At 57.0% G+C, this 20,820-nt stretch carries 22 protein-coding genes and 1 tRNA gene; 12 read left to right on the top strand and 11 right to left on the bottom strand.

Features of this window, described 5'->3' with window-relative positions; genetic code table 11:
• Positions 1-25: 25 nt before the first annotated feature.
• The 4 genes from ACR0JX_RS16820 to ACR0JX_RS16805 form a co-directional block, all read right to left on the bottom strand.
• A complete protein-coding gene (locus ACR0JX_RS16820; RefSeq protein WP_480544935.1) occupies positions 26-679 on the bottom strand; it encodes a DUF1826 domain-containing protein in 654 nt (217 codons plus the stop codon).
• A complete protein-coding gene (locus ACR0JX_RS16815; protein ID WP_480544934.1) occupies positions 676-1,887 on the bottom strand; it encodes a GTP-binding protein in 1,212 nt (403 codons plus the stop codon). Before ACR0JX_RS16815 ends, ACR0JX_RS16820 begins: the two co-directional genes overlap by 4 nt.
• A 146-nt stretch (positions 1,888-2,033) precedes the next feature.
• Complete coding sequence (locus ACR0JX_RS16810; protein ID WP_480544933.1) at positions 2,034-3,269, bottom strand: adenylate/guanylate cyclase domain-containing protein; 1,236 nt, start codon at positions 3,267-3,269, stop codon at positions 2,034-2,036.
• A 60-nt stretch (positions 3,270-3,329) separates the two neighbouring features.
• Positions 3,330-3,782: a MarR family winged helix-turn-helix transcriptional regulator gene (locus ACR0JX_RS16805; RefSeq protein WP_480544932.1), complete on the bottom strand. Its 453-nt coding sequence runs from the start codon at positions 3,780-3,782 to the stop codon at positions 3,330-3,332.
• Positions 3,783-3,838: 56 nt separating this feature from the next.
• Between ACR0JX_RS16805 and hmgA the strand changes: the two genes are divergently transcribed.
• From hmgA to maiA, 4 genes are read left to right on the top strand one after another with little or no spacing between them, the layout of a single operon-like run.
• On the top strand, positions 3,839-5,194 hold the full coding sequence (gene hmgA / locus ACR0JX_RS16800) for a homogentisate 1,2-dioxygenase (protein WP_480544931.1): 1,356 nt from the start codon (positions 3,839-3,841) through the stop codon (positions 5,192-5,194).
• A 7-nt stretch (positions 5,195-5,201) separates the two neighbouring features.
• The gene (locus ACR0JX_RS16795; protein WP_480544930.1) at positions 5,202-5,825 is read left to right on the top strand and encodes a LysE family translocator; all 624 of its coding nucleotides are present in this window, start codon (positions 5,202-5,204) and stop codon (positions 5,823-5,825) included.
• Between the two features lie 22 nt (positions 5,826-5,847).
• A complete protein-coding gene (fahA, locus tag ACR0JX_RS16790; protein WP_480544929.1) occupies positions 5,848-7,104 on the top strand; it encodes a fumarylacetoacetase in 1,257 nt (418 codons plus the stop codon).
• 44 nt (positions 7,105-7,148) lie between these two features.
• Positions 7,149-7,784, top strand: coding sequence for a maleylacetoacetate isomerase (maiA, locus tag ACR0JX_RS16785; protein WP_480544928.1), 636 nt, complete (start codon positions 7,149-7,151; stop codon positions 7,782-7,784).
• A gap of 121 nt (positions 7,785-7,905) precedes the next feature.
• Here maiA and ACR0JX_RS16780 read toward each other — a convergent pair whose 3' ends face one another.
• A complete protein-coding gene (locus tag ACR0JX_RS16780) occupies positions 7,906-8,364 on the bottom strand; it encodes a hypothetical protein (protein ID WP_480544927.1) in 459 nt (152 codons plus the stop codon).
• Positions 8,365-8,549: 185 nt separating this feature from the next.
• Between ACR0JX_RS16780 and ACR0JX_RS16775 the strand changes: the two genes are divergently transcribed.
• A complete protein-coding gene (locus tag ACR0JX_RS16775; protein WP_480544926.1) occupies positions 8,550-8,942 on the top strand; it encodes a GFA family protein in 393 nt (130 codons plus the stop codon).
• Positions 8,943-9,054: 112 nt separating this feature from the next.
• Here the strand turns inward: ACR0JX_RS16775 and ACR0JX_RS16770 are convergent, their stop codons facing one another.
• Positions 9,055-10,446, bottom strand: coding sequence for an aminotransferase class III-fold pyridoxal phosphate-dependent enzyme (locus tag ACR0JX_RS16770; RefSeq protein WP_170531481.1), 1,392 nt, complete (start codon positions 10,444-10,446; stop codon positions 9,055-9,057).
• A gap of 222 nt (positions 10,447-10,668) precedes the next feature.
• Here ACR0JX_RS16770 and ACR0JX_RS16765 point away from each other — a divergent pair, with 222 nt between their 5' ends.
• A complete protein-coding gene (locus tag ACR0JX_RS16765; protein ID WP_480544925.1) occupies positions 10,669-12,297 on the top strand; it encodes an acyl-CoA synthetase in 1,629 nt (542 codons plus the stop codon).
• 271 nt (positions 12,298-12,568) lie between these two features.
• Here ACR0JX_RS16765 and ACR0JX_RS16760 read toward each other — a convergent pair.
• Together ACR0JX_RS16760 and ACR0JX_RS16755 are read right to left on the bottom strand one after the other, a co-directional pair.
• Positions 12,569-12,644 (bottom strand) — tRNA-Ala (locus ACR0JX_RS16760).
• A gap of 141 nt (positions 12,645-12,785) precedes the next feature.
• Positions 12,786-13,112, bottom strand: coding sequence for a TIGR02300 family protein (locus ACR0JX_RS16755; RefSeq protein ID WP_480544924.1), 327 nt, complete (start codon positions 13,110-13,112; stop codon positions 12,786-12,788).
• A 100-nt stretch (positions 13,113-13,212) separates the two neighbouring features.
• Here ACR0JX_RS16755 and ACR0JX_RS16750 point away from each other — a divergent pair, with 100 nt between their 5' ends.
• The 3 genes from ACR0JX_RS16750 (at position 13,213) to ACR0JX_RS16740 (ending at position 15,829) form a co-directional block, all read left to right on the top strand.
• A complete protein-coding gene (locus ACR0JX_RS16750) occupies positions 13,213-13,908 on the top strand; it encodes a M48 family metallopeptidase (RefSeq protein WP_480544923.1) in 696 nt (231 codons plus the stop codon).
• A 30-nt stretch (positions 13,909-13,938) separates the two neighbouring features.
• Positions 13,939-14,586: a GntR family transcriptional regulator gene (locus ACR0JX_RS16745; protein WP_480544922.1), complete on the top strand. Its 648-nt coding sequence runs from the start codon at positions 13,939-13,941 to the stop codon at positions 14,584-14,586.
• Between the two features lie 112 nt (positions 14,587-14,698).
• Positions 14,699-15,829 carry a lytic murein transglycosylase gene (locus ACR0JX_RS16740; RefSeq protein ID WP_480544921.1) on the top strand — a complete coding sequence of 377 codons (1,131 nt, stop codon included), beginning with the start codon at positions 14,699-14,701 and terminating at the stop codon, positions 15,827-15,829.
• 4 nt (positions 15,830-15,833) lie between these two features.
• Here ACR0JX_RS16740 and ACR0JX_RS16735 read toward each other — a convergent pair whose 3' ends face one another.
• Entirely contained in the window at positions 15,834-16,796 is a 963-nt protein-coding gene (locus ACR0JX_RS16735; protein ID WP_480544920.1) for an acetyl-CoA carboxylase carboxyltransferase subunit alpha, read from the bottom strand.
• A gap of 124 nt (positions 16,797-16,920) precedes the next feature.
• On the opposite strand from ACR0JX_RS16735, the gene ACR0JX_RS16730 reads away from it, so the two are divergent.
• Positions 16,921-17,754 carry an AraC family transcriptional regulator gene (locus tag ACR0JX_RS16730; protein ID WP_480544919.1) on the top strand — a complete coding sequence of 278 codons (834 nt, stop codon included), beginning with the start codon at positions 16,921-16,923 and terminating at the stop codon, positions 17,752-17,754.
• Here the strand turns inward: ACR0JX_RS16730 and ACR0JX_RS16725 are convergent, their stop codons facing one another.
• A complete protein-coding gene (locus tag ACR0JX_RS16725; RefSeq protein ID WP_480544918.1) occupies positions 17,755-18,351 on the bottom strand; it encodes a LysE family translocator in 597 nt (198 codons plus the stop codon). It lies immediately after the preceding gene.
• Positions 18,352-18,424: 73 nt separating this feature from the next.
• Here ACR0JX_RS16725 and ACR0JX_RS16720 point away from each other — a divergent pair, with 73 nt between their 5' ends.
• On the top strand, positions 18,425-18,877 hold the full coding sequence (locus tag ACR0JX_RS16720) for an Lrp/AsnC family transcriptional regulator (RefSeq protein WP_353013236.1): 453 nt from the start codon (positions 18,425-18,427) through the stop codon (positions 18,875-18,877).
• A 115-nt stretch (positions 18,878-18,992) separates the two neighbouring features.
• On the top strand, positions 18,993-19,571 hold the full coding sequence (locus ACR0JX_RS16715) for a PA14 domain-containing protein (RefSeq protein WP_480544917.1): 579 nt from the start codon (positions 18,993-18,995) through the stop codon (positions 19,569-19,571).
• 54 nt (positions 19,572-19,625) lie between these two features.
• Here ACR0JX_RS16715 and ACR0JX_RS16710 read toward each other — a convergent pair whose 3' ends face one another.
• Complete coding sequence (locus ACR0JX_RS16710; RefSeq protein ID WP_480544916.1) at positions 19,626-20,588, bottom strand: L-malyl-CoA/beta-methylmalyl-CoA lyase; 963 nt, start codon at positions 20,586-20,588, stop codon at positions 19,626-19,628.
• Positions 20,589-20,820: the final 232 nt, after the last annotated feature.

The following is a 20,820-nucleotide window of genomic DNA, read 5'->3' as shown; positions in this document are numbered from 1 at the left end:
TCGACGCCCAAACACGAGCAGCCTTTCAGTGATACAGAACCGGGTCAACTTCTTCCGCCGGATCAACAATTGGATCAAGAACCAGCAGCAACCGGGTTTCGCCCGTGCCTTCAATGGGTGGTGATCGATGCAGGAGGCCTGATCTCGGGGTCTCCGGCCAACGGGTTCCGCGCAGCAGGATTGGCGATCCGGTCGGGACAGTGAACACACGGCTCGGATCTTCTCCATTGGAGGAGATGCCATATTGCGTTCCCGTCCCACGGTATGTGCAAACAAGCCGGGCTGTGACAGCATCAATGTGGAACCGTCGACAGGCATTTGTTGCGACAACGTCCAGGCGCAACCGCACCCATGTTGCCTGCATCACATCGGAAAACACTGCGGACAACGCGGCAACATCGTCGATCAGCCGGTCTCGCTCGACACACTCCGGGGTGCCCGAGGTTTGACAAATCTTGCCCAGTGCATCGCGCACCGCGTCCGGCCGAAGGATCATACGTGCCTTGGGCAGTTCTTCCGGTTCAAGCGCGTCCAGCCAGCCCTGAAAGCGGGTCAAGGGAGCTCTGCGCCAGATCGCAGCAGCACAGCCTGGGTGATGAATCGCGCTCAGATCTTCAGGGTTCGAGGCGACGCCAACACCTATAGCGGCATCCTTCACAACCTCCCGGACAAAGCTCATGCCGCAGCCTCGGCGCGTCGCCACAGCGGGAAGGGATCGGGCAGATCCGGCAGGTCTTCGACACGGGCCGCAGCCATGGCTGGCAGCAAAGCCGCATCCAGCCGCGCTTTGAGCGTCGGCCAGTCGATACCGCTGCCGATAAACACAATCTCTTGCCGGCGATCACCCCATGGCTCTTGCCAATGGGCCTGCATATAGGCCCGAGCGCTTTCGTGATCCGGGCGGCGATCTTCGGGAACCGTTGCCCACCAGGTGCCCAGCGGCTGAACCGAGGACAATGCGCCCGCTAGCGAGAACTCGGCCACCCAATCCGGGCGCGTGGCGATCCAGAAATGCCCTTTGGCACGGATCACGCCGGGCAAGTCCCCGTTCAGCACCTCAAGGACTTTCTCGGGCACGAAGGGCTGCCGAGCACGATAGACAAAGCTGGTAACGCCATATTCTTCGGTTTCCGGCACGTGATCCGCAAACCCATAGAGTTCTTTGGCCCACATTGGATGCTCATGAGCCTTCTCAAAATCGAACATCCCGGTATCGAGAATGGCATCAGCCGCGACATCGGAATGGTTCGTTTCGATAATTTTTGCATCTGCATTCAGGCTGCGAATGATCTTACGCGCGGCATCCACACGCTCGGGCCCTGCATCGTCAACTTTGTTTAGGATTACCACATCGGCAAACTCGATCTGGTCGGTCAGCAAATGTACCAGGGTACGCTCATCCTCTTCGCCCATCGTCTCGCCACGATCGCTCAGGAAATCATGGCTGGAATAGTCCTGTAGCAGGTTCACCGCATCGACCACTGTGACCATAGTGTCCAGTCGCGATACATCGGACAGGCTTTGCCCAAACTCATCGCGGAAATCGAATGTGGCGGCGACAGGCAAGGGTTCGGAGATTCCGGTCGACTCGATCAACAGATAGTCAAACCGGCCTTCACCGGCCAAACGGCGAACCTCGTCCAGCAGGTCGTCACGCAGCGTGCAGCAGATGCAGCCGTTCGACATTTCGACCAATGTCTCATCAGTGCGCGACAGTTCGGTGTCGGCACGCACCAGATCGGCGTCGATGTTCACTTCGGACATGTCATTGACGATCACCGCCACCCGGCGGCCATCGCGATTGTTCAGAACACGGTTCAACAGCGTGGTTTTACCGGCGCCGAGGAAACCTGAAAGAACTGTTACGGGAAGCCGGGTATCGGTCATAGCATGCTACCTGTTCTGTTAAATCTGGGTTGTTTGGTGCGTCAGACCGAACCGATCCGGGGTGCACCGAGCATAGCTATTTTTGTTATGTAATTACATTTGTATTGGCAAGGGGTCTTTTTCCGGTATCGCCCCTTAGGCCTCTATCAACTGTTCGGGTTGTAGACGGTAAACAGCTCTTTGGGCTCATTCACGCCACGCAGCATGTATCGCCCAACCGAGATCAGTTCGGGCTCGCACGGATCGGCCGCGCGTGCGACGTCGTCCGATACAAGGATTCTCTGACCCAGAGATTTGTGCATCCCCGCAATCCGTGCGGCCTGATTTACCGCCGGGCCAATCACTGTAAAGTCCAATCGGGTTTCCGATCCGATATTGCCATACAGAATCTCGCCGGAATGTAGGGCCAGCGTGTAGTTTGATACTGGAAGCCCTTCGGCCTCACGCCGCGTATTCAGCTCTTGCATCCGCGTTTGAAGCAGGGGTACTGCCGATAGCGCAGCACGGGCATCTGCGTCAATTTCACCGACATCGAACATGGCCATCAGCCCGTCGCCCATAAACTTGAGAATGTTTCCACCGCAATCGTGAACCACACTAACTGCGACCGCCAGATAGTCATTCAGCATTTCGATGATCTGATCTCCGGGCAGATCCTCGGACATATTGGTGAACCCTTCCAGATCGAAGGTCCAGATCACCGCATCAATCTGTTGCAAAGACCCGCGTCGTATTTCGCCGGACAATACCCGATCGCCGGCATCGCGCCCCAGATAAACCCGCATCAGATCCTTTGACATCACCTGGTTCTTTGCAGATTTCAGCGCCAACCCAAGATGCGGCAAAACCGCGTTGATCCGCGCTAGGTCACCATCTTCAAAACCCCTTGGCGCATCGCTGGTCCAAGACATCAGCACCCCGTCGCTGACCTTTTCGGGCCCGGTGTGGCGCACCTGTTCGGACAGATCAAAAGGGATGCCGGTCGCGTAATAATCCGTCGCACCTTCCTCTCGCAGCTCATTCAGCAGCGGAAATCGGCTTGGTTCATTTTGATCCACCAGTTTGACACGAATATCGTCCAAATCTTCGTTCAGCAAAGCATACAGGGGGCTGCGCAACCATTGCTCGCTTGGTGTGTCCGTGTTCTCGAATTTCTCAGATGTTCCGCCACTGGCCCGGTACCAACTGTAGCCAAAGCCGCCATAGGCGGGGTGCAGGGTCGACTGTGCCGCATGGAACCGCATCAAAGGGATACCCTGATCCACCAAAGTGGAACAGAAACCCTCCAACAGTTCTTCCTGCCCGGCACCTTCCAGTCCTTTCCGGACCAACCAATCAATCAGGTCGAAAAATGCAGGCGGAAGGCGGTCAGAAGGGATCATTTGAGCGTCCATGTAAATTCTTTGCAACAAATGGGTACGGATGCACCGTTCTACCAGAGGCTATTCGAAACCGGCCAGCCGTCTTAGCATTTTTCGCAGGATCGCAATCTCGTCTACATCAAACTGACCCGCCAGTTTCGCGTCATATTGCACGGCAATGTCCCGCAACTCGCGATAAGCCGATTCACCCATCGGTGTCAGTGCCAACCATTCGACGCGCCGGTCTTGATCATCCCGCGTGCGTTTCAAAAAACGGCGATTTTCCAGCTGATGCACAGCGCGGCTGATCTTGGTCTTGTGCGTCTTTGCCCGATGTCCGATCTGTTTGGCCGTCATGCTGCCAAAGAGCCCCAGATGAAACAAAACACGCCATTCGGTGCGCAGCATCCCATAGCGGTCCTTGTAGACTTTCTGAAAGTCGATCGAGGCGGATTCTGCCGCCTGATTAAGCAGGAATGGCAAAAAGTTCTGAAGGTCAAAACCGTCGGTATCGGGGAATTTATCGTTTCTCATGCTTGTTAGTTACAAAAACAACTATTATCCGACAAGCAGCAAACGGAGGAACCCCAATGAATCGTCCGGTAGAACCGCACAGTCTGACCCAGGCCAGCACGCCCGTTGGAACCCATTCCGGCTATATGCCCGGCTTTGGCAATGATTTTGAAACCGAGGCGCTGCCAGGTGCCCTGCCCCAGGGCATGAACAGCCCCCAACGCTGCAACTATGGCCTGTATGGTGAGCAGCTTAGCGGCACCGCCTTCACCGCAAACCCGCCCGAACGAACCTGGTGCTATCGCATCCGCCCCTCGGTCAAACACTCGCACCGGTATGAGAAGATCGATCTGCCTTATTGGAAATCCGCCCCCTGCATCGATCCGGATGTAATCTCTTTGGGCCAGTACCGCTGGGATCCGGTTCCACATTCCGACGCTGGTCTGACCTGGCTAACCGGTATGCGCACCATGACCACGGCAGGGGATGTGAACACGCAGGTCGGGATGGCCAGCCATATCTATCTTGTCACCGAGTCGATGGTTGATGACTACTTTTTCTCGGCCGATTCCGAGCTGTTGGTCGTGCCACAGGAAGGTCGGCTGAGATTCATCACCGAGCTCGGTATCATCGATCTGGAGCCTAAGGAAATCGCCATTCTGCCGCGCGGGCTGCTGTATCGCGTCGAAGTGCTGGAAGGGCCGGCACGTGGGTTTGTGTGCGAGAATTATGGGCAGAAATTCGAACTGCCAGGCCGTGGCCCAATCGGGGCAAACTGCATGGCCAACCCCCGCGACTTCAAGGCCCCGGTTGCTGCGTTTGAAGACCGCGAAGTGCCCTCGACCGTAACCATCAAATGGTGCGGGCAATTCCACACCACTCAGATCGGTCACAGCCCGCTGGATGTGGTTGCATGGCACGGCAACTATGCACCGTACAAATATGATCTGCGCACCTACTGCCCGGTTGGGGCCATCCTGTTCGACCACCCGGACCCGTCGATCTTTACCGTCCTGACGGCACCGTCGGGCCAACCCGGCACGGCCAATATCGACTTTGTCCTGTTCCGCGAACGCTGGATGGTGGCAGAGGATACGTTCCGCCCGCCTTGGTATCACAAGAACATCATGTCCGAGCTGATGGGCAACATCTACGGCCAGTATGATGCGAAGCCACAGGGCTTTGTCCCCGGCGGGATGAGCCTGCACAACATGATGATCCCGCATGGGCCAGATCGCGAGGCGTTCGAAAATGCCTCGAACGCCAATCTTGGGCCCGACAAGCTGGACCGGACCATGTCATTCATGTTCGAAACACGCTTCCCGCAGCACCTGACCGAGTTTGCAGCCAATGAAGCGCCTTTGCAGGACGATTACATCGATTGCTGGACTTCGCTGGAAAAGAAATTCGACGGCACCCCTGGCAAAAAGTGAGTCTGAGATGAGCTTTGATGTTTGGATCACTTATGCCGCCACGGTCCTGCTGCTGATGAGCACTCCGGGGCCCAGCCAATTGTTGATGCTGTCTAACTCGGCAACAAATGGCTTGGGGCGCGGGCTTTTCACGGCGGCGGGGGACCTAACGGCCAATTTGCTGCAAATGCTGGCCGCTGGGCTTGGTTTGGCCGCCATCATTGCGACCTCGGGGGCGGCTCTAGCTGTCATCAAATGGCTGGGTGTGGCCTATTTGGTATTCCTCGGGGCCAAGATGATCTTGGGGGCAAAACGCGAAACCACACAAGCCGCGCCACGCACCAGCCGCAAGGCGCTATGGATGCAAGGGTTTGTCACGTCGGCTGCCAACCCCAAAGCTGTGGTATTCTTCGCGGCTTTGTTTCCCTTGTTTATCGACGGTGCGCTGCCATTCTGGCCCCAATTTGCCATCCTATCTGCCACTTATCTGGTCATAGACGGGCTTTTTCTGACCGCATATGGCGGTAGCGCCAGCTGGCTGGCCGCACGACTAAGGGGCACGGCCCGGTTATGGTTGGATCGGGCTGGCGGCGGTTTCATGATACTTGCCGCCCTTTTGCTAGGGCTGAAATCCCTACGTGACGCGCAATAGACTTTAGAGACAAGGATCACAGATGCCTTTGATGAAATCCTGGGTAACTTCGGCCAATGACCCGGCCCACCCCTTTCCGCTGAACAACCTGCCATATGGTGTCTTCTCGGTTGCGGAAGATGATCTGCGTTGCGGCGTGGCCATCGGTGACATGATCCTCGATGTAACGGCAGCCGAAGAAACTGGGCTGGTCGTGCTTGGCGAGGACCCGCTGTTTGACCTGCCCTTCTGGAACCCTCTGATGGAACAAGGGCCTGCCGTATGGGCCGCATTGCGCAACAGACTGACCGAGCTGCTGTCAGTAGGCGCAGGGGAGCAGGACAAGGTCGAACCTCTGCTGGTGTCGCAAGACGACGTGCAGATGCACATGCCTTTGGCAGTCAGTGAATACACTGACTTCTACGCAGGTCGACACCATGCCACGAATGTGGGCACCATGTTCCGCGGGCCGGAAAATGCGTTACCCCCCAACTGGCTGCACATCCCGATTGGCTATAACGGGCGCGCCTCATCCGTCGTGGTGTCTGGCACGGATATTCGCCGCCCTTGGGGCCAGTTGAAGGGACCCAACGATGCCCTGCCCCGTTTTGCGCCATCGCAGCGGTTCGATATCGAGCTTGAAATGGGTGCCATTGTAGGAACCCCATCTGACGGTCCGATCTCGGTACAGGAAGCGGATGACAACATCTTTGGCTATGTGCTGCTGAATGATTGGTCGGCCCGAGATATCCAGGCGTGGGAATACCAGCCATTGGGGCCGTTCCAGGCAAAGGCCACCGCCACTTCGATCAGCCCCTGGATCCTCACCAAAGCCGCGCTCGAGCCGTTTCGCTGCGACACCCCTGCAAGAGAGTTCGAATTGCTCGATCACCTGAAGGATTGCGGCCCGATGCTCTACGATATCGATCTCGAAGTGACGATGGCCCCTGCGGGACAGTCAGAGACAGTGATCGCCCGGACCAACTACAACGAGATGTATTATTCCGCAGCCCAGCAGTTGGCCCATCACACGACATCTGGCTGTCCGATGAACACCGGGGATCTGCTGGGATCGGGCACCATCTCTGGCCCTGAAAAGCAAAACCGTGGATCGTTGCTGGAACTCAGCTGGGGGGGCAAAGAGCCTCTGACGCTGGATAGCGGTGAAACCCGCAGCTTTGTTCAGGATGGCGATACGCTGACCTTGAAGGGACATGCCAAGGGCGACGGCTATGTGATCGGGTTTGGCACCTGTACGGGAACGATCCTTCCTGCGCTTGAAGATCCTTACAAAAGGTGAGGCGCTGATCTTAGCTTGCGCGATGCGCCTATCAGAGGTGAAGAATGAATGAGACCATCTTGTATGACTACTGGCGTTCTTCGGCCAGTTATCGGGTACGGATTGCGCTTAATCTGGCCGGGATTGCGTATCGATCGGTTTCGGTCGACCTGACGAAGGCGGCGCACAAATCTGACCAGCATCTGGGTCGAAATCCGCAGGGGCTGGTGCCCGTGCTTGAGATTGACGGCCTGCAACTGACCCAGTCATTGGCCATCATCGACTATCTGGATCAGACCCGACATCTTGGCCTTCTGCCCACCGAACCAGCGGCACGCGCCAAAGCGCAGGCATTGACGCAGTCGATTGCGATTGACATACACCCGGTTTGCAATCTGTCAGTGGCCCGATATGCGACGCATCTGAGCGGTAATGCCGAAGGGATGCCCGGGAATTGGATGAAGCGCTTTATCCGTCCGGGGCTGTTGGCGTTTGAAACCCTGCTCGGCAATTTCGAACAAACCCCCTACTGCACCGGCAAACAGCCGGGCCTTGCTGATCTGTGCCTGATCCCACAGCTATACAACGCACGCCGGTATCAGGTTGATCTGGCTGATATGCCCTGCCTTCTGAGCGTCGAGGCCGCCTGCGCAAACCACCCGGCCTTTGCCGACGCGCACCGGGACCGGCATCAGCAATAATCTCGCACACAGGACCTGTGTAGAGCTACAAGTATGCCTGTCAGAAGTCGCTGTTGCGGCTATCGCAATCTACTGATCGAGAGGCCCGAACTTAAGACCTGTGTGGCCAGCTGTTCTTGGGTTACTTTTGGTCCTTCTTCACCAACTGCGCCGCGAAGGCAACGCCGGTCCCCGGACCTGCATAGGTGACCATGATTACATCATCTACGTAGACGCCATTGAAGATTCCGGATGACACATCATCCCCCGATATACCGGCCTCAGCCAACACAAATCGGGTAGGATCATCCAGACTGAAGGTGCCCATGGCTTCTTCGACAATCCACTCGGTCTCACCGATACGTCGCCAGCGGTTGGTGGCGGTGATCAGGTTGCCGTCCAGCTTGGTGATCTCCAGCTCCATCTCTGTGCGCAGCAGACCTTTGTCGTGGTTCGGGTTCGATTTGGCAAAAGCCACCAGATAGGTGCCGTGCCAAGTACCGACGATCTGAGGGAAGCCGCTGCCATCGTCGGCAGAGACGGTGGTTGCGAATATCAAAGCGATGGAGAGGGCGAGGCCACGAGCAAAAAATTGTATCATAGAAAACGGTTCCGATTGCTGGGTTGAATGCTCCCACGCTATCGTAGTGCAGACGTTTGGCAAGCTTTCTAAGCGCATCTCATGTTATGCTTGGTCTTTCCACTTAGGCTATCGAACGTTGCCAATCGTCTTAGGTTCAGGTGGAATTCGCTTCACGTTGTGGTTCTGGCTCAGGGATTTGTTCGATGCCGAAAGCTGTTGTTTACACTGGTGGATGCCTGTGCGGGAACATCCGGTTCGAAGCCCTTGGGCCAGCACTCAACCCACATACGTGTTCTTGCAGGATGTGTCAGCAGCACACCGGTGCACTAACAGCCGTATGGGTCGAGTTTGCCAGGGACTCAGTAGCTTGGACTGGACCCGGAGGCGCACCCACCGCCCATCGGTCCTCTGACCATTCCAGTCGCGCTTTCTGCCCAAAATGCGGAAGCAGTTTGGGCGCGATCGATGATGCGCCAACAATTGCGCTGTTGACAGGATGTTTCGACAGCCCAGGTCGGAAGGATTTGATCCCTACCACACACTTCTATCGTGGGACGCATCCAAAGTGGTGGAATGTCAACATAAAAGCCGACTAGCGGAGCTTTCGCACTGTCGTTTGAGGGTTATATTTGAAACAAATGTGAGTAAAAAACCGGCGCCTGAAGCGCCGGTTTCTAAGCGTTTACTGTAGGCGACTGTGGCGGGATATCAGCCGAACACACGCCCCAATGCGCCATCGACCGCATCGGTGATCTGGTCGATATCATCCGCTGTAGCGATCAGCGCGGGCGAGAAGCACAGCGTGTTGTTCCGACCGGGGACCGAGCGGTTGGTGACGCCGATGATCACGCCCTGCGCCATGCAATCGGCAACCACGGCCTGTGCGAGTTTTTCGTCCACCGGCTCTTTGCTACCACGGTCTGCGACCAACTCGGCGCCCAGGAACAGGCCTTTACCACGGACGTCGCCGATGACCTTGTGCTTCTCCATCAGCGCCTGAAGGTTGCCTGTCATCCGGTCACCCATGGCCGCACAATTGCCCAGTAAGTTCTCATCCTCGATAATCCGCATGTTCTCGATTGCAGCCGCCGGACCAGCGGTGCAGCCCCCGAAGGTTGAGATGTCACGGAAATAGTTCATGGGGTCAGCCGCATCGTCCTTGAACATGTCAAAGACGTCTTCGGTGGTTACGAGGCAAGCAATGGCTGCATAGCCCGAAGCAACACCCTTAGCCATGGTCACAAAATCAGGCTTCACGCCGTATTGCTGGTAGCCAAACCAAGTGCCAGTCCGACCAACGCCGCAGACGACCTCGTCAATGTGCAGCAGCACGTCGTATTTCTTGCAGATCTCTTGTACGCGCTGCCAGTAACCTTCGGGCGCTTCGATCACACCACCTCCGGCGGTCACGGGCTCAAGGCACAGCGCACCGACGGTGTCCGGGCCTTCGCGCAGGATCACCTCTTCAATCTGATCCGCTGCCCATTCACCGAAATTCTCTTCGGGCGCGCCGTCCAGCTCGTGCTTGCGGTACTCCATGCAGTGCGGCACGCGGATGAAATCGGGTGCGAACGGTCCGTATTGCGCGTTGCGCTCATCCTGCCCGCCAGCCGACATCGCAGCCAGGGTCGAGCCGTGATAGTCGCGGTCGCGATACAGAATTTTGGTTTTCTTGCCGCCATAGCGCTTATGCGCAATTTGACGGATCATCTTAAAGGCTTTCTCGTTCGCCTCAGAGCCTGAGTTGGTGTAATACACCCGGCTCATGCCCGGCATCTTTTCAATCAGCTTTTCGGCAAAAAGCGCACCGGGAATCGAGCCCGCCGAATTGGCAAAATAGCATAGCTTCATCAGCTGGTCATAGACGGCCTTGCAGATCGATTCGCGACCATAGCCGACATTCACGGTCCAGACGCCACCGGAGACCGCATCCAGATGCTCTTTGCCTTTCTGGTCCCAGACACGCATGCCCTTGCCTTCGACGATGATGCGGGGATCATTGGTTTCAAAGGGTTTATGCTGGATCAGGTGATGCCAGATATGGGCGCGGTCAGCTTCTACCACGCGGGAAAGATCGTTTTCACTGAACGTTCCGTCCATGACATGTCCTTTCAATCAGGTGCGGTGTGTAGGATGTGGGCTAGGTCCCACAATAGCATGTGTTCAAGATGGCTCAGATCACCGCGAATGACCGATGGAATATAGGGCCAGATCACATGTTAGCATAAAGCCAGAACGCAGGTTTGGCGTATTTCTACGGGTTTGTCAGCGGCGCATGTTTGTGCTCAAGTCAGCCAACACGCGAATGGGGAGGATTGGCGTATGCAAGCGACCAACATATACGAGCGTCACCTGGATAAGACCCGCGCGAACTACACGCCGCTATCCCCGCTCAGTTTCATTCAAAGGACGGCGGCGGTGTATCCGGATTACCCCTCCGTCGTATATGGAGATCGCCGGTATACTTGGGCACAAACCTACAGCCGCTGCCGCAGGTTGGCCTCGGCTTTGGCGGTGCGGGGCGTTGGAAAAGGCGACACAGTATCTATCATCGCCGCGAATATCCCCGAGCTTTATGAGGCGCATTTTGGTGTGCCGATGGCAGGCGCTGTTCTGAACGCGATTAACACGCGGCTGGATGCGCCGATCATTGCCTTTATCCTGGCCCATGCCGAGGCAAAGGTTCTGCTGGTTGATCCAGAGTTCTCAGCGGTGGTCAAAGAGGCGCTGTCGCAGATCGAGCACGACATTCTGGTTGTCGACATCGAAGACCCCAGCTTTGACGGCGGCAAAAGACTGGCGGGTCTAACCTACGAGGCGCTGCTGGCAGAAGGTGACCCGGACTATGATTGGCAGTTGCCTGACGATGAATGGGACGCGATTACGCTGAACTACACATCCGGGACCACGGGTAACCCTAAAGGTGTGGTCTATCACCACCGTGGCGCTGCGTTGAACGCGCAGTCTGATCTACTCGATTGGGACATGCCGCGCCATTCTGTTTATCTGTGGACCCTACCGATGTTTCATTGCAACGGTTGGTGTTTCCCATGGGCGATGGCGGCGAATGCGGGGGTGTCAGTCTGTCTGCGCGCCGTTCGGGCAGAACCGATCTATGCCGCATTCCGGGATGAGAAGGTTACTCATTTTTGCGGGGCGCCGATTGTTTTGAATATGCTGGCACATGCGCCGGACCACCTGAAAGACTTCGACCATCAGATCAAGGTGATGACAGCAGGTGCGCCGCCCCCCGCCGCAGTCATCGAAGCAATGGAGGCGATGGGGGTCGAGGTGACTCATGTTTACGGTCTGACCGAGACATACGGTCCTTCGGTCGTCTGCGCTTGGAAAGAAGAATGGAATGCGCAAAGTCCCGAGGATCGCGCGGCGCTGAAGGTGCGACAGGGCGTACCCTATTCAGCGCTATCTGGGCTGATGGTAGCCAATCCCGAGACGCTGGAGCCTGTACCGGCAGATGGCGAAACCATGGGTGAGATCTTCATGCAAGGCAATGTGGTGATGAAAGGGTATCTGAAGAACGCGGACGCCACCGATGCGGCGTTCAACGGCGGGTGGTTCGCGTCAGGCGATCTGGGTGTGATGCATCCAGACGGCTACATCGCGCTGAAAGACCGATCCAAGGACATCATCATCTCGGGGGGAGAGAATATCTCATCCGTCGAGGTGGAGGACGTTTTGTACAAACACCCTGCGGTAATGGAGGCAGCGGTCGTTGCGCGCCCGGACGAAAAGTGGGGTGAAACACCCTGTGCCTTCGTCGAGCTGAAGCCCGAGGTCAGCACGACCGAAGCGGAACTGATAGCGTTCTGTCGGGACAACATGGCCCATTTCAAAGCGCCCAAAACGGTTGTGTTTGGAGCCTTACCAAAGACGTCTACCGGAAAGATCCAAAAATTTGTCTTGCGTGATCAGGCACGGGCGTTGGAGTAGGTCAATCAAAGAGCGATAGGTCGAACGGAAAAACCTCAGCCATTCACAAGGCGCGATCGCAATGATCGGCAAGGCGACCCCCGCTGTCAGGTTGGGTCAACACTTTCAGCCAATAACGATCTAAGTCGCCCACAGCATAACTCGATCAGACGTGCCGGCGACGAACCCCAATTGGCGGCTCAAGCGCAGGCGGGCAGCGAGGGATAAGCATCTGGCTTAATATTGCGTCACACCGCTCTAATGCTTGCTATCTAGTTGTATTGTTAGGTTTTGGTGGAGCCTAGGGGAGTCGAACCCCTGACCTCTTGCATGCCATGCAAGCGCTCTCCCAACTGAGCTAAGGCCCCATCTAGGTACTGCCGCGGCAGTGGACGGACGTTTATGAGACGGGGGCGGCGAGTGCAAGTCCAAAAATGGAAACGCGCCAAACTTTCCGTCTGGATCCAAGGGATGTCCCGAGGCCGCCTCAAGCCGCCTCGGGGAACAGATCAGTTTTCGTCTTCCGATGACATATCCTTGATGTCATCCAACGACACATCGTCGTTGTTGTCATCGTCATCATCCAGTAGATCGTCGTCAAGATCCACATCGACGTCTTCGTCATCGTCCAGAACCAGATCGTCTTCGGAGGCTTTCTCGCGCGCTTTGGCCGTTGCCGCATCTTCAGCATCGGCGGCGATCATCCGGCTTTTACCGGTTTCAAGCTCCACAACCTCGCCCGTATAGGGGCTGACGATCGGGTCTTTATTCAGGTCATAAAACCGCTTACCAGTGGTCGGGCAAACGCGCTTTACGCCCCATTCTTCCTTGGGCATGTCAAATCCCCTTGATATCAGGTGAGTCGTCTTAAAGATTCAGTTCACCTGCCACAGGCGGCGGGCACTGTCAAAGCCTTTGCGCGGAAGAGGATGGGATATGGGGGAACATGCGTTGCCGGGTACGCCGCCTGTGCCATTGACGCTGCGCAAATCGGCGCGGGCGCGGCGGATCAGCCTGCGGATTTCCCAATTGGATGGGCGGGTTACGCTAACTTATCCGCATGGCGTGCCCGAGACTGAGGCGCTGAGTTTCGCGCGTAGCAAAGAGGACTGGATCCGACAGCATCTGGAAGGTCAACCCGATCCAGAACAAGTGCGCGTTGGCAGCGTCATCCCGGTTGAAGGGCGCGAACATCGAATCGTAAGCACAACCGGCCGACGGGTTTTGTTGAGCGACAAAGAAGTTGCTGTTCCAGCCGGGTCAGAAGAGCGCCGCTTGGCCCGGTTCTTGAAGGAACTGGCGCGGGATCGGTTGACCGAGGCTTGCGATGACTATGCCGCCATGCTGGGACGCTCCTACAACAGCCTGACTCTGCGGGATACACGCTCGCGCTGGGGGTCCTGCAGTTCCGATGGGAGTTTGATGTTCTCGTGGCGGCTAATCCTCTCGCCGCCTGAGGTTCTGCACTATGTCGCGGCGCATGAGGTGGCGCATCTGGTTGAGATGAACCATTCGCCCGCGTTCTGGGCGCAGGTCGACCGCATTTTTGGACCCTATGACACACCACGCCGTTGGCTGCGCGAGTATGGAGCAACCCTGCATCTATACCGTTTTGATTCCGATGCGAGTTGACGCTGCGGTTTTTTGTGATCACATGAAGCCATGTTAGCGACACGTCCCTCAGATTCTCAAATCGCAACGCATGATCGGGTGTACCGTGCCCTGCGGTCCCGAATCTTGCACGGAGAGATTTCACCGGGTGAGGCACTGACCCTGCGGGGGATTGGTAAAGAGTTCGACGTCTCGATCACCCCCGCGCGCGAAGCGGTGCGGCGTTTGGCTGCCGAGGGTGCCTTGATCCTGTCCTCGTCTGGCCGCGTGTCGACACCGGAGCTGACGAATGACCGGATCGAAGAATTGGCGGCACTGCGGGCGTTGCTAGAGGTTGAACTGGCTAGCCGCGCCTTGCCGCGTGCGCATATCGCACTGATCGACCGTTTGCAGAGCATTAATATGACCGTCGCCGAGATGGTGACGAAACGAGATGCGGTGGGATATATCCGGTCCAATCTGGAATTTCACCGCACGCTTTATTTGCGGGCCCAAGCCCCCGCGATGTTGGCTATGGCCGAAACTGTCTGGCTGCAGCTTGGCCCTACGATGCGTGCGCTTTATGGCAGACTGCGCCGTACCGAGCCGCCACATTATCACAAGCTGATCATAGCCGCGCTCAAGGCCGGGGATGAGCCTGGTCTTCGCCTTGCCGTGCGTTCGGACGTGACACAGGGCTTGCGATTGCTGGTCAGTTAAGCGACGAACCGCCTACCTGTCGAATTCGTCCCGGTCCCTGTCTGTCGTTCTGGTTTGCGCGCGTGCTCTGCGCTAGGCTGAGGCAAATCACAAACAAGAGCAGATGTCAGACATGATCAATCGACGGACCTTTTCAATCGGCCTTGGCGCGGCGGTCTTGGCGGGGTGTAGCAGCGGGGTTGCTCCGGCACGGGCGCCCGCATCACGCATGCAATCTGTCCCGAATGCAGGATATGATACCTGGGTTGCTGGTTTCAAAACCCGAGCGTCTTCTCAGGGCATCTCGCAATCCACCCTGAACCGCGCCTTTCAGGGGGCAGGTTATCTGCCCGGCGTGATTGAGCGTGATCGCAATCAGGTCGAATTCAAACGCTCGCTGGAGGATTATCTGGCCATCGCCGCCTCGGATGAACGGATCAGCACCGGCCAGCAGATGCTGCAGCGTTACAACGGCACGCTTTCTCAGATCGAAGCACAATATGGCGTCGACAAAGAGGTGGTCGTGGCCGTTTGGGGACTGGAAAGCCGTTATGGCGCGCGGCGCGGGGATGTGCCGGTGATCTCGGCTACGTCAACGCTGGCCTATGACGGGCGGCGCGGTGCGTTCTTCGAAAAACAGCTGGTGGCAGCGCTGCGGATCATTCAGGAGGGTGATACCTCGCCCTCAAACATGACCGGCAGCTGGGCCGGGGCGATGGGTCATACACAGTTCATCCCGACCTCGTATCTGGCTTATGCGGTTGATTTCACCGGTGACGGACGGCGCGATATCTGGTCCGAGGACCCGACGGATTCGCTAGCCTCAACTGCCGCCTATTTGTCGCGAGCGGGTTGGGTGCGTGGTCAACCCTGGGGCGGAGAGGTCGGCACCGTATCGGGCACGCCCGTCGCGGTTTTACAGCCGCAGGTTCCGGGACCCCAAATCGCCGTGTTCCGCAATTTCAATGTGATCAAGCGGTACAACAACTCGGACAGCTACGCGATTGGCGTCGGGCACTTGTCCGACCGGATCGCCGGGGGGGCGCCGTTCAACGTCTCGTTCGGGCCGGATGCAACGGGTCTGACTCTTGAGGACCGGAAGGACCTGCAACGCCGCCTGACGGTAGCCGGGTACGACACGCAAGGCGCGGATGGGGTGATCGGCAAGAATACCGAGGCCGCGATCAGCGGCTATCAGCGCGCGAATGGCTTGGCCGTAACCGGCATGCCTTCGGTTGAGTTGTTGCGCCGTTTGGGCGGCTGACGAGTTACGCCGCCAGTCCCTTTGAGCCAATATCCAGGAACTTCTGACGGCGGTCTTTGATCAGGGCCGCTGCGTCTTTGCCGTCCAGCTCTTTCAGCATGGCAGCGATTGCCGCGCGCACCGACTCGACCGTCTCGGGGCGACCGCGATGGGCACCGCCCTTGGGTTCGGTGATGATGCGATCGCAGACGCCCAACTTGTAGAGGTCTTGCGCGGTTAAGCGCAGCGCTTCGGCGGCCTCACGCATCTTCTCGGCATCTTTCCACAGGATCGAGGCGCAGCCTTCGGGCGAGATGACCGAATAGACCGAGTGTTCCAACATCGCGACACGGTTTGCAGTGGCAAAGGCTACGGCCCCGCCGGACCCACCTTCGCCGATGATGACCGAGACCAGAGGCACGCCGATTTTAAGGCACATCTCAGTCGACCGGGCTATTGCCTCGGACTGGCCGCGTTCTTCTGCCCCTTTGCCGGGATAAGCGCCCGCAGTGTCGATCAGGGTGATTACCGGCAGGCCAAAGCGACCAGCCATTTCCATCAGGCGCACCGCCTTGCGATACCCCTCGGGGCGGGCCATGCCGAAATTTCGCTCGATCCGCGATTTGGTATCCGAGCCCTTTTCGTGACCGATCACCATCACTGGCTGATCATTGAACCGGGCCAGTCCGCCAATTACGGCCAGATCGTCGGCAAAGTTCCGGTCCCCCGCCAAAGGTGTGAATTCCGTGAACAAGGCATCGACATAGTCTTTGCAATGGGGGCGTTCTGGGTGACGCGCCACCTGACATTTCCTCCAGGGGGTCAGATCCGCATACAGCTCATCCAGCAGCTTGGCGGCCTTGGCGTCCAGTGCTGCGGCTTCTTCGGCCACATCCATCTCTTCATTGGCGCGGGCCAGCGCGCGCAACTCTTCCGCTTTGCCTTCAATCTCGGCCAAGGGTTTTTCGAAATCCAGATACTGGGTCATGCCGCCTCACCTGCGTGAATTTTCCTAGCTATATGCCGTGTGGTTGCCCCGGATGCAACTCAGCAAGATTTGTGGTTCAAGAATATGCAAATTCAGTCGGGCGAGGAAGAAAGGGAAGACACCGATGGTGACCCGCTACGAAGACCGAATGCTGCGCGTTCTGACATATATTCATGACAACCCCGCCGGGGACCTGTCGCTCGATGCGTTGGCCGATGTCGCCGCAATGTCGCGGTTCCACTGGCACCGCGTGTTTCGGGCGCTGACGGGCGAGACCTGCGCGCAAGCGGTGCGACGGTTGCGTTTGCATCGCGCCGCGACCTGGCTGTTACAATCCGACAGGCCGGTGCCACAGATTGCAGCCGAGATTGGGTATCCCAATCTCAAGTCCTTTACGCGGGCATTTTCTCAGGCCTATGGCAGCAGCCCTGCCACCTTTCGCAAAACGGGCCAAGTTCTTCCGTCGCATCCACATTTCAAAACTGGAGAATATCCCATGCATCCTGTGACGACGCGAACAGAACCCACCCGCCGCATTATTGCCCTGCCCCACAAAGGCGCTTACTCCGAAATCGGTAGAAGTTTCGAAGCCTTCGGCGCCCTGTGTGAATCCCGACAATTGTGGCCCCAGATGGGCCCGGTGATCGGAATTTACCTGGATAACCCTGAAGCAGTGCCCGCGGATCAGCTACGCAGCTATGCCGGCGCTGAATACCGGGGCGATGAAACGCCCGAGGGTATGGAAGGTATGAACATACCGGGTGGGAAAACAGCGGTACTGACGTTCAAAGGCCCATATTCCGGCATTCATGCGGCCTATGACAGCCTGTTCGGAAACTGGCTTCCAACCTCGGGCGAGGAACCGGCGGATCAACCATGCTATGAAGTCTACCTCAACGATCCACGCGAGACTGCGCCCGAGGATCTGCTGACGGAAATCTGTCTGCCGTTGAAGTGATCAGTTGGACCAAAGAACTGGATAGAGCGATGCGATCAACAGCGCGGCCATCGTCCAGTTAAACACCACCAACCGGCGCGGATTCGTCAGGAACCGCGCCATTTGTTGCCCCAGTACCGTCCACGTGCTGACCGAGGGCAAGTTGACCGCCCCAAAAACAAGCGCGACGATGAGGATGACATTCAGAGTCTGGCCCGGCGCATAGGCGGTTGTGGCAGTCAGGGCCATTGCCCAAGCCTTTGGGTTGACCCATTGGAACGCGGCCGCTTGCATAAAGGTCATCGGCGTACCGACCTCGGCACTGTTCTCAGTTGGGGCTGCATGCGCGATCTTCCAGGCCAGGTACAGAAGATATACGACCGAGGCGATTTTCAGCACCGTGTAACTGATGGGATACTGATTGAACAGTTGCACCAGGCCAGCGCCCACCAGCAGAACCATAAAGGTAAAGCCCAGACCAATCCCAAGCATATGCGGGATCGTCCGGCGAAATCCGAAATTCGCGCCCGACGCCATCAGCATCAGGTTGTTCGGCCCCGGTGTGATCGAGGAGACGAAAGCAAAGGCAATCATGGCGAGCAGGATATCGTAGGTCATCGGACGAATATTTGCGGCAACTTACGCAAATGAAATTGCGTTCTTGTGCGCTATTGCAATAACTTCACAATTAATGGCGAAAATTGATCAAATAAACCGTGATATATTGCGAGAGCTGACAGCGGATGGGCGCATTAGCAACCTGGAACTGGCGGATCGTGTTGGTCTGTCCCCTTCGGCCTGTTTGCGGCGTGTGCAGGAGCTTGAGAAGGCCGGGGTGATCTCGGGCTATCGCGCGGTCTTGAACCCGGTTGCGCTGGGCAAAGGTTTTGTCGCCTATATCGGCGTCGGATTGGGTGAACATACCAAAGCGGCCCAGGAAGGGTTCGAGCGTGCGCTGCAGCGTGCCCCCGAAGTTGTCGAATGTCACAACATCACCGGCACGATCGAGTATCTGCTGCGCGTAGAATGCGCCGACCTGCCATCCTACAAAACCTTCCATACCGAAGTGCTGGGCACGCTGCCGCACGTAACGTCGATCACCTCTTATGTGGTTATGGGGTCTCCCAAGGATCAGCGCGCTTGAGCTTGATATTGTGATCTATCACTCTCTTGCGAGGTAAAAAATCTCGTCATAGTGTTAACTCAATGACGACGCCGATGGGTCCAGCCCGAAGCAAGGCGCGCACAGGGAGATAAATATGAACTACATTCCAATAGGGGCAATGGCACCTGCCATCGCGCTTCTCGCTGGAGTTGCTGTCGCAGCCCCTTTGAAATTGCAACCCGCTGATCCGCAGCCCAGCCCCAAGGCAGGGCTGGATGTGAAATACGCGTGGGAGGGGAACCCCCCACGAAAAATTCAGAACCTGTCCAAAGTGGACTACCTTTTGAAAAAGGCCAAAGCAGGGCCACCCTTAAAGGGGTTGGACTATCGCGATACTGAAGACGGCGACCCAGTTCTCACGTTTGATAAGGCCTACAACGTTGCTGCCGACATTACTGGATACATCCGTTTTGATTCAGCTGGCGTCTATGAACTGGAAACATGGTCGAACGATGGGCTTGATGCGTGGATCGGTGGGCAGCAGATTGGGTATGTGAACGACCGCCAGCCATGCGAAGCCAATCAACGGACCGAGGTTGAAGTTCCGCAAGCGGGTTGGTACCCATTGAAGATAAAGTATTTCCAGAAATACGGGTCGTCCTGCCTGATGATGAAATGGGGCAAGCAGGGTGAAAGGTTCACCTGGACGCCAGATGATGTATTTGGCCGATAGTCTAATGATCTGTTGGAAAAAGGCGCCGCAATGGGCGCCTTTTTTTGTATTTGCTTAGCCGTTTGCGGCGATCAGTTCGGCCTGAGCCACGATGACTTCGGCCTGCTTGATCGATGCGATGTCGACAAGACGGCCTTTGTAAACGGTGGCTCCTTCTCCATTGGCTTTGGCCTGCTCCATCGCGGCCAGAATCTCACGCGCTTCCGAGACGGCTTCGTCCGATGGTGTAAATACCTCATTGGCCAGCGCGATCTGCTTGGGGTGAATCGCCCATTTGCCGACCATCCCCAGTGTGGCGGAACGTTTGGCCTGAGCGATGTAGCCGTCGTCATCGCTGAAATCGCCGAATGGCCCATCGACTGGCAGAACACCATGTGTGCGGCAGGCGGCGACGATAGCGGCTTGCGCCCAGTGCCAAGGGTCAGACCAGTGCTTCTCACCTTCGCGCAGCATATAGTAGTTCTCTTGCGTGCCGCCGATCCCGGTGGTCTGCATTCCCATCGATGCCGCGAAATCCGCAGCACCCAGGCTCATGGCCTGCATGCGTGGAGATGACGCCGCGATCTCTTCGACATGGGCAATGCCTGCGGCGGATTCGATAATGACCTCGAACGAGATCGGTTTGGTTCGGCCCTGTGCACGCTCGATGGCCGTGACCAGTGCATCAACTGCATAGACATCGGCCGCGCAGCCAACCTTGGGGATCATGATTTGATCCAAGCGGTCACCAGCCTGTTCCAGAACATCCACCACATCGCGGTACCAATAAGGTGTATCCAGTCCGTTGATCCGCACAGACATGTATTTCCCGCCCCAATCGATGGTGTTCAGCGCCTCGATCACATTGGCCCGCGCGACGTCTTTGTCAGAGGGTGCTACGGAATCTTCGAGGTCCAGATTGATCACATCCGCAGCAGACGCGGCCATTTTGGGAAACAGTTTGGTGTTCGAGCCCGGGCCAAACAATTGGCAGCGATTTGGCCGGGCCGGTGCGGCGGGTTGGATGCGAAAACTCATCGGGACCTCGTGCGAGTAAGGAAATTACGATTTTTCTTTAAATTGAGGTATTAAATTACACAGGCTGGCGCAACCGTGATTTTGCACCCGCGGCATTGCATGTGCAGAAACTGCGATTGTGGCGTCCGAAGCAGGTGATTAAAGTTTAATCACTTTAAAAAGTACGAAGATTATTGCATGTGAAATGCATCTTGCGCAAAAAAAACGCGCGGTAACGTGGCCGGGCTGGCGA

The organism is Ruegeria sp. AH7 (assembly GCF_056541325.1).
This window is presented reverse-complemented; position numbering and strand designations above follow the sequence as displayed.